Source organism: Streptomyces sp. NPDC058086, assembly GCF_042885015.1.
Taxonomy (GTDB): Bacteria; Actinomycetota; Actinomycetes; order Streptomycetales; family Streptomycetaceae; genus Streptomyces.
In genome coordinates, this window is the sequence record NZ_JBHVST010000083.1 from 43,424 (window position 1) to 51,999 (window position 8,576).

7 protein-coding genes are annotated in these 8,576 nt (G+C 70.3%); 5 read left to right on the forward strand and 2 right to left on the reverse strand.

The features are described from left to right. Nucleotides 1-65: 65 nt before the first annotated feature. Nucleotides 66-1,202 (reverse strand): PP2C family protein-serine/threonine phosphatase, encoded by a 1,137-nt coding sequence (locus tag ACFVWD_RS42035; RefSeq protein WP_389603206.1) that lies wholly within the window; start codon nucleotides 1,200-1,202, stop codon nucleotides 66-68. 675 nt (nucleotides 1,203-1,877) lie between these two features. Here ACFVWD_RS42035 and ACFVWD_RS42040 point away from each other — a divergent pair. The 3 genes from ACFVWD_RS42040 (at nucleotide 1,878) to ACFVWD_RS42050 (ending at nucleotide 4,443) form a co-directional block, all read left to right on the forward strand. Continuing rightward, nucleotides 1,878-2,477, forward strand: a complete 600-nt coding sequence (locus ACFVWD_RS42040) for a TetR/AcrR family transcriptional regulator (protein ID WP_389603207.1) — start codon at nucleotides 1,878-1,880, stop codon at nucleotides 2,475-2,477. A gap of 88 nt (nucleotides 2,478-2,565) precedes the next feature. Further along, nucleotides 2,566-3,567, forward strand: coding sequence for a zinc-dependent alcohol dehydrogenase family protein (locus ACFVWD_RS42045; protein ID WP_389603208.1), 1,002 nt, complete (start codon nucleotides 2,566-2,568; stop codon nucleotides 3,565-3,567). Between the two features lie 333 nt (nucleotides 3,568-3,900). Continuing rightward, nucleotides 3,901-4,443 (forward strand): DoxX family protein, encoded by a 543-nt coding sequence (locus tag ACFVWD_RS42050; protein WP_389603213.1) that lies wholly within the window; start codon nucleotides 3,901-3,903, stop codon nucleotides 4,441-4,443. A gap of 264 nt (nucleotides 4,444-4,707) precedes the next feature. On the opposite strand, the gene ACFVWD_RS42055 is transcribed toward ACFVWD_RS42050, so the two are convergent. Beyond that, nucleotides 4,708-5,157, reverse strand: a complete 450-nt coding sequence (locus ACFVWD_RS42055) for a MarR family winged helix-turn-helix transcriptional regulator (RefSeq protein WP_389603209.1) — start codon at nucleotides 5,155-5,157, stop codon at nucleotides 4,708-4,710. Nucleotides 5,158-5,232: 75 nt separating this feature from the next. Between ACFVWD_RS42055 and ACFVWD_RS42060 the strand changes: the two genes are divergently transcribed. Then, nucleotides 5,233-6,060 carry an SDR family oxidoreductase gene (locus tag ACFVWD_RS42060; protein ID WP_389603210.1) on the forward strand — a complete coding sequence of 276 codons (828 nt, stop codon included), beginning with the start codon at nucleotides 5,233-5,235 and terminating at the stop codon, nucleotides 6,058-6,060. Nucleotides 6,061-6,296: 236 nt separating this feature from the next. After that, nucleotides 6,297-8,408: an acyltransferase family protein gene (locus ACFVWD_RS42065; protein WP_389603211.1), complete on the forward strand. Its 2,112-nt coding sequence runs from the start codon at nucleotides 6,297-6,299 to the stop codon at nucleotides 8,406-8,408. Nucleotides 8,409-8,576: the final 168 nt, after the last annotated feature.

The following is an 8,576-nucleotide window of genomic DNA, read 5'->3' on the forward strand; positions in this document are numbered from 1 at the left end:
GTTGCGTCACCGCCCGTGCCGCACCGCGGATCCGACCGCGGGCCCCGACCACGACATCCGGCCACTCACACCGGGGACTCCGGGGACTCCGGGGACTCCGGTGCCTGCGTGTTCGGGCGTCTCACTGCGAGGGCCGCGATGTCGTCGTTGAGCCTTCCGCCGCTGTGGTGGAGCAGGTCCTGGTGAAGCCGGTCGAGCAGCTCACGGGGCGGCCTCGGGCCCTGCTGCCGCATCCAGTCCGGGAGCGGGAAGAACTCGCCGGCGCGGTCCCGGGTCTCCGATACGCCGTCGGTGTAGAGCAGCAGCTGATCGCCCGGGGTGAAGGCGACGGTGTCGACGCAGTAGTGGGCGCCAATGAGCGCCGCGAGGTGGAGAGGCGGCGAGGGAGCGGTGGGATCCAGGACGCGGATCTTCCCGCGATGCGAGAGCAGCGGCGGCGGGTGCCCACAGTTGAGAAGTCTGATGTGGCCGCCGCCGTGCGGGATCTCGGCGATGAGAGCGGTGGCGAAGCGCTCCGGCAGGTCCTGCGCCGGAAACGCGGCGCTGTGACGGATGATGCTGATCTCCAGACGCTGGATGACGCCTCTCAGGTCGGGCTCGTCGTACGCGGCCTCCCTGAAGCAGCTGATCACCGCCGAGGCCGCCCCCACCGCGGACAGGCCCTTGCCGCGTACGTCGCCGATGAGCAGCCGGACCCCGTACGGCGTGGCGGCCGCTTCATAGAAGTCGCCGCCGATCCGGGCCTGTTGTTGGGCCGCCAGATACAGCGACTCGATCTCGACGTTGTCCATGCGGCGTGGCAGAGGGCGCAGCAGCACCTTCTGTGCCGCGTCGGCGACGAGGCGGACGTGGAAGAGCGCCTCCTCCCGCTGGAGTCGGACATGGCTCGCGTATGCGGCCGCCAGGGTGACCGCGACGATCGCAGCCGCGGTGTACTGCGTCCCCAGGTCGGCGTAGACGAAGCTGAGGCCGATCATGACCAGCAGGCAGAACGTGCCCAGCAGGATCGTGGGGAGTACGGGCCACATCGCGGCGGCGAGGGCGGGGGCGGCGGGCAGGAGTCGGCTGACGGCGATCTCCCTCGGTGTGGAGAACGCCAGGCAGGTGATGACGAGGGTGAGGATCACCGGTGACAGCGGGGCAGCTTCCCACCAGCCACCGCCGAGGGAACGACGGCGCCGCAGCCGTCCGGACATGATCACAAAATGCATCATATCGGTCGAAGTAGACATTGAGCGGGGCGCCGGGCGGTCAGGCCCGCCTCGGGGCGGGGCGGGTGACGCGCGGCGGGACGGTGGAGCGGCGGGTCCGAAGCGTTCGGTGCGAAAGACGGCAGCAGCCAGCCCCCGCCGACGAGGAGATCGCCGACCGCCGCGACGAAGCCGGTGGGACCGCAGACGTCGAGGGCTTCCCGAAGGGAGCCGGGCCGTCAGCTGTTCCAGATCGGCCTGCCCGATGAGGCCGAGCTTGCGGGGGCGGGGCGGACGGCGCCTGCCGGTGGGCGCGGATCATGGCCGCCGACGGAAGGACGCCTGAACCGCCCGACACCAGCGGACGCGGGCGGTGACCGTCACCGCCCGGGCGTCAACCGGTCCGCGAGGGGATCGGGCACGGGCCCGTACCGCCGTGCACCCGCGCGAAGCGCCCGCCGGCGAGACCCAGTTGATCGGTGTCGGCCCCAAGGGCGACCGGGATGACCTCGCCGCCGGGAAACCCTTCGCCAACGAGGACGCCACCGTCGCGGCGAGCGAGCCGCGCACAGGGAGCCGCGCCGCCTACGGAGGTCGACCTCAGGCGCGGAGCGTCGATCACAGCGGCCGGCATTGCCTCCCTTAATCGAACGGACTAATCTGTTCGATTAAGGGAGGTGCCCGCACATGGCGACGCGCACGAGAAGGACGAACACGGTCGAGAAGATCCTGGACACGGCGGCCGAGCTGTTCTACGCGAACGGCCTGCGGGGCGTCGGCGTGGACCAGGTGATCGCCGCCTCCGGGGTGGCGAAATCCACCCTGTACGTCCACTTCCGCACCAAGGACGAGCTGGTCGCGGCCTACCTGCGCAGAACCGACATATCCTGGCGCGCCCAACTCCAGTCGGCCGCCGATCGGGCGGGCGACGACGCGGCGGCCCGGATCACCGGGCTCTTCGACGCACTGACGGACGCCTTCGACCGGCACGGCTTCTTCGGCTGCCCTTTCATCAGCGCCGCCGTCGAGACCGCACTCGACTCCGAGGCCAGGGCCATCACCGTGCAGCACATCGAACGCCGTCACACCTGGCTGACACAGCTGAGCACCGAGGCGGGCGCCGCCGACCCCGACTCCCTCGCCCGCCACCTCGGCCTCCTGATAGACGGCGCCCTCGCGTCCGGACGGCTGCTCCAGGACCGCGCGGTGGTGGATCAGGCCAGATCCGCGGCCCGGCGCCTCCTCGACGACCACACCCGCCGCGACACGGCCGACGACCTCTCGTAACAGGCCACCAGGCACACCCGTGACCGCGAGACGCCCCACGCCTCCGACTCCGTACTCACGAACAGCTTCCAGGAAGGAAGGCAGGGCCATGCGCGCAGCGATCCTCGAACAGTTCGGGGCACCCCTGGTCCTCAAAGACCTCCCCCGGCCCGCCCCCGACCAGGGCGAGGTCCTGGTGAAGATCGCGGCCAGCGGAGTGAACCCGCTCGACATCAAGATCCGGGCGGGGAAGGCCGCACACGCCCGGACCGTCCTGCCCGCCGTGCTCGGCCTCGACCTCGCCGGTGTGGTCGAACAAGTCGGTACCGCCGTCACCGGATTCGAAGTCGGCGACGAGGTCTACGGACTCACCGGCGGGGTCGGCGACCTCCAGGGCTCCCTCGCCCAGTACGCGGCGGTCGACGCCCGACTGCTGGCCGTCAAACCCGCCGCCCTGACCATGCGCGAAGCCGCCGCACTGCCTCTGGTCTTCATCACCGCGTGGGAGGGCCTCGTCGACCGGGCCCGAGTCCGCCCTGGACACAAGGTCCTCATCCACGGCGGAGCCGGCGGCATCGGACACGTCGCCATCCAGATCGCCCGTGCCCACGGCGCCGACGTCTACGCCACCACGTCCCCCGCCCACGCCGAGACGGTCGCGCGCCTCGGGGCCACGCCCATCGACCGCACCGCGATGTCCGTGACGGAGTACGTCGGCAAACACACCGGCGGCGAGGGCTTCGACATCGTCTTCGACACCGTCGGCGGTCCCGTGCTCGACGCCTCCTTCACCGCCGTGCGCACGTACACCGGCCACGTCGTCAGCGCACTGGGCTGGGGCACCCACGCCCTCGCTCCCCTCTCCTTCCGGGGCGCCACCTATTCCGGCGTGTTCACCCTCATGCCCATGCTCACCGGCCGCCACCGCGCAGACCACGGCGACATCATGCGCGAGGCCACCACGCTCGCCGACGCGGGCTCCCTCAAGCCACGGCTCGACCCACGCACCTTCACCCTCGACTCCGTCGCCGACGCACACACGGCGGTCGAGCGAGGCACCGCGGCAGGCAAGGTCGTGGTGGACATCGCACAGGCTCCCGACGGACCATGAGCCGCGCTCCGTATTCCGCCTGTAGTGCTCACAAGTGCTCACATACCTTCCCCGTCGAACGGTCGACCATGGGGAATGGAATGGAGTAAGGATGGGAGAGTGCGGCCGTATCGCTGCACGAGAAATCGACCGGCGGCCTGACGCGATCCCACACGAGAATTTCCTTTCCGGCCGCGTGCGGCAGCGTTGTGGCCCTGCATACATGGCGTCATGAAGGTCTTGAAGATCTTGCACGCGCCATGGCGACCGGACAATCAGCTGTGCGAGCTCCTGGATGGTCGGCCGGTACCGCTCCGGAGCACGTTGCAGAGAAGAGCACCCCCCGTGAATCACATAACGCAGCGACTGCGCTCTTCCACCGCCCCGACGGTCGACGCCCCGGCGCGGGCAGCGGTCTCCGCCGCTGACTGCGGCCTGCTTCTCATCAGGCTTACGTTCGGTCTGCTCATGGCAGCACACGGTGCCCAGAAACTCTTCGGGATATTCGGTGGCGACGGCCTCACCGCTACAGGCAAAGGATTCGCCGCGTTGGGGTACCGTCCCGGAAAGGTCTACGCCGTCATGGGAGGCGGCTCCGAATTCCTGGGCGGCATCGGCTTTGCTCTGGGGTTGTTCACGCCGCTGGCGGCGGCTGCCCTGATCGGCGTGATGATCAATGCCATGGCGATCGTGACCGGGGCGCATGGATTGTGGGATACCCAAGGCGGTGTGGAGTACAGCGTGTGCATCACTGTCACCGCACTCGCCGTCGCGTCCATCGGCCCGGGAAACCTGGCCGTCGACCGCCTTTTCCCTTGGGGCAAAGGAGGCTGGGCCGAAGCGGCCCTCGCCCTGTTCCTGGGCGGCATAGGCGCCGCGATCGTCTTCATCCTCTAGCCATTCTCCAGCCACGCCGCGGAGTCATTCCGCGGATCACGTGGGAGGGCCACTCGCAGGGCTCGCCGGGTCGGGATCCGTGAGGTGGGCTTCGGCATGCTGCTGCCGCAGGTCGGCACCGGCTTCTCGGTCGGCGTGGACCACGCTGAAGTGGCTCGCCCCGGCGCTGGTCGGCGTGGACAGCTCAGGTTGAACCGCCGTTGTCCGGTGATCTGGTCGGAGTGCACCTTCAGACGTGCACCGGGGCGGTGGCCGATACCGCCATCAGTCCTTGAGCTTGAGGAGAAGGCGGGCCAGTTCCTCGAGTTCGGCCGGGTCCAGCCTGTCCGCCAGGACGGGAGCCAGGGTTTCGCGGCGGGCGGCGTCCGCGCGCTCGAAGAGGTCGCGGCCCTGCGGTGTGATGGTCACCTCGACGGACCTGGCGTCGGTGGCCGAAGGGGCGCGGGTGACCAGTTCGCGGGCCTGGAGGGCGTCGATCACCCGGGAGACCTGGCTGCGGCTGATCAACGCGCAGGAGCCGAGATCGGTGGCCGACAGCGGCCCGTCCTGGTGGTAGAGCCAGAGCAGCACCTCGAACCAGGAGGCCGGCAGGCGGAAGTCCTCCTCCAATCGGGCGCTCGCACGTGAGGTGAGGGCACTGCTCACCCCCACGAGGCGGTAGTACGCCTGGTCCTCGACAGGCAGTTCCGCCTGCTTGAGCTTGATGTCCGTCACCAGGCGAGTCTACCAATTTGCGTGCACGCGCACGCAACCTTAATGTGTGTGTACACGCAACCATGGAGGTTCACCATGAAGATCGCCCTTGTCACCGGTACGTCGACCGGCATCGGCCTGGAAACCGCCGTACTCGCCGCACAGGCGGGCTACGAGGTCGTCGCGACCATGCGGAACACCGACAAGGCCGCAGCGCTGCTCGAGCGGCTGCCCGGCGCCGACGTCCGACAGCTCGACGTGACGGATCCGGACTCGGTCAGGGCCTGCGTCGACGGTGTGATCGCCGACCACGGACGGCTGGACGCGCTGATCAACAACGCCGGGGCCGGACACCTGGGCACCATCGAGCTGGAGAGCGTCGACGACGTCCGCGACGTCATGGAGGTCAACTTCTTCGGAGTCGTCCAGGTCACCAAGGCCGCGCTGCCGTACCTTCGCGCCGCCAAGGGGCGTCTGATCACGGTCACCAGCATCGGAGGCGTCGTCGGCCAGCCGTTCAACGAGGCCTACTGCGCGGCCAAGTTCGCGGTCGAGGGCTGGATGGAGAGTCTCGCCCCTGTCGTCGGCAAGCTCGGTGTCGCGGTGAGCGTGATCGAGCCCGGCGCGGTGGCCACCGAGTTCGTCGCGAACGTGCGGGCCGACCGGGACGTCGAGGCCCTGGTCGCCGGAGCCGGGGACTACCAGTCGGTGATCAACGGCTATCTGGCCCGCACCCAGCAGGCGTTCTCCGCGGCACAGTCGGCCCGGGAGTGCGCGGAGATCGTCGTGGGCGCGCTGACCGCCGCCGAGCCCCGGTTCCGCTACCAGAGCTCCGAGTCCGCGGCCGGCTTCACCGCGGTCAAGCTGGCCGACGCCGACGGCTCGGCCGTACAGGCTCTCACCACCTCCTGGCTCGGGGCATGAACAGGGAGGACTGAGCCGGAAGAAACGTACAGGTCAGGCACCTAGCCCGGAGGCCACTCGGCCCTCCCCCATTCGACCGCCTGACATCCGCATGGCGGGGTCACCCCCCGGCCGGCGGGATCCGCACGGGCACGCCGGGGATTCCTGTGAAGTTGAGGCGTTGTTCATCCGAACTCCGGGCGACGGCCGGACAGTACGGCATCAATCCATGTCAGTCCCCCAAGGAGTTGCGCCTGATGCCGAGCACCACGCCCGCCAAGGTCCGTACCATCCCAGCGGGCGGCAGAAACGCACCACCCGGACACCACGCCTTAAGGTTGGACATCCAGGGGCTGCGCGCGGTGGCCGTCACGCTCGTGGTGCTCTCCCACGCCGGAGTGCCGCAGGTCAGCGGCGGATACGTCGGGGTCGACGTCTTCTTCGTGATCTCCGGCTTCCTCATCACGTCCCTGCTGCTGCGCGAACTCGCCACCACCGGCCGCTTGTCGGTCCGCACCTTCTACGCCCGCCGGGCGCTGCGGCTGCTGCCCGCGTCGTCCCTGGTCATCGCGGTCACGCTGGCCGGGTCATGGCTGTTCCTGTCGAAGGCGCGGCTCGCCGAGTACGCGGGCGACGCCCTCGGCAGCGCGCTGTACGCGGTCAACTTCCGGCTGGCGGCGGCCGGTACGGACTATCTCGCCCAGAACAGTCCGCCTTCGCCGTTCCAGCACTTCTGGTCGCTCGCCGTGGAGGAGCAGTTCTACCTGGTGTGGCCGCTGCTCCTGCTGTTCAGCTGGCGGGCCGCCCGCGGCCGGCGCCGACTGATCGCTCTGGCGCTCGGGGCGCTGTGCCTGGTGTCGTTCGTGATCAGTGTCCTGGTGACGAACTCCTCGGCGCCCTGGGCGTACTTCGGCTCCCCCACCCGGGGCTGGGAGCTCGGCGCCGGCGCGCTGCTGGCGCTGGCCACGGCCCGGCTGGAACGGCTGCCCGCCGCCCTCGCGGCCCCGCTGACCTGGCTCGGCCTGGCCTGCGTCGTGCTGGCGGCGGTCCGGTTCGACGCCGAGACGCCCTTCCCGGGCTACCACGCCCTCCTGCCGGTCCTCGGCGCCGCGCTCGTTCTGGCCGGCGGCTGCGCGCCCGCCTCGCACGGCGCGGGGTGGCTGCTCGGGCGGCGGCCTCTGGTGTGGCTGGGCGGGCTCTCGTACGGCTGGTACCTGTGGCACTGGCCGCTGCTGGTCGTAGCCCCGGTGGCGCTGGGCCGTACGGACGGCACCGCCGAGGTGCCGCTCGCGCTCGGGCTGTGCGCGGTCGCGCTGGGCCTGGCCTGGCTGACGCTGCGCCTCGTCGAGAACCCGGTCCGCTTCCACCGGGCGTTCAGGGGACGGCCGCACCGGGCCCTGGCGCTCGGCGTCGGGCTGTCGGCGGGGGCCACGGTGCTGGCGCTGACGGCGGCGGCGGTTCCGCCGACGATCGAAGTGGGCGGGCCCGCGCCCGTACTGGCGGAGGAGCTGGCCGGCGCGCCGGACCCGCAGGCGCGGCTGGCCGAGCTTCTGGCGGCGTCCTCCGGCAGCCTGCCGAACAACCTCACCCCGGCCCTGCCGAAGGTGAAGTCCTCCCGGTCCGCGGTCTACCGGGACGGCTGCCACGTCGACTACGACAGCACCCGTAATCCGCCGTGCGTCTACGGGAACCGCGCTTCCTCCCGGACCGTCGTGCTCTTCGGCGACTCCCACGCGGCCCAGTGGTTCCCGGCTCTGCAGGGCCTCGCGATCGAGCGCGGGTGGAAGCTGGTCTCACTGACGAAGGCCTCCTGCAAGACCGCCGGCGTGACCATCATCAACCGCCACAGGCCGTACACGGCCTGCGACACCTGGCGTTCCAACGCCGTGGCGAGGATCAACGCCCTTCACCCTGCCCTGGTGGTCGTCTCCTCCTCGGACGCGGGCGACCCCGCCCGGCCCGACGACGACACCCTGCGGCAGTGGACCACCGGCTTCGAGGAGACCTTCCGGGACCTCGGCACCTCCGGCGCCCACGTCGCCGCACTGCTCGACACTCCCTGGCCCAAGGGCGACCCGGTCGACTGCGCAGCCGACAACTCCCTGCAACTGCACGCCTGCGCCAACCACCTGCCGGACGCGATCCACGATGCGACCCGCCAGACCGCCATCCGCAACGCCGCCGCCGCGACCGGCGCCACGGTCATCGACCCCCGACCGTGGGTCTGCGCGATCCGCACGGGTCTTTGCCCCGTCGTCGTCGGCAACACCGCCGTCTACCGCGACGAAAGTCACCTCTCCGAGGCTTACGCCGCGGCCCTCACCCCTGTCCTCGCCGACCCCTTGGACCGCCTCGTCGGCAGCTCGTGAACATCGACGCGCAACGCCCGCAGCCGAGTTGGCCGATGGCCTCGGCCGAACCGGGGGTGCGCCAGAGCGCCTGTCAGATCTGGGGTGTGGGTCCCCGGGGAAGATCCGGACGCGGTGACCCACACCCATGCGACGTTTCTGCGGACGGAGAACGGCTCCTCGGTCACC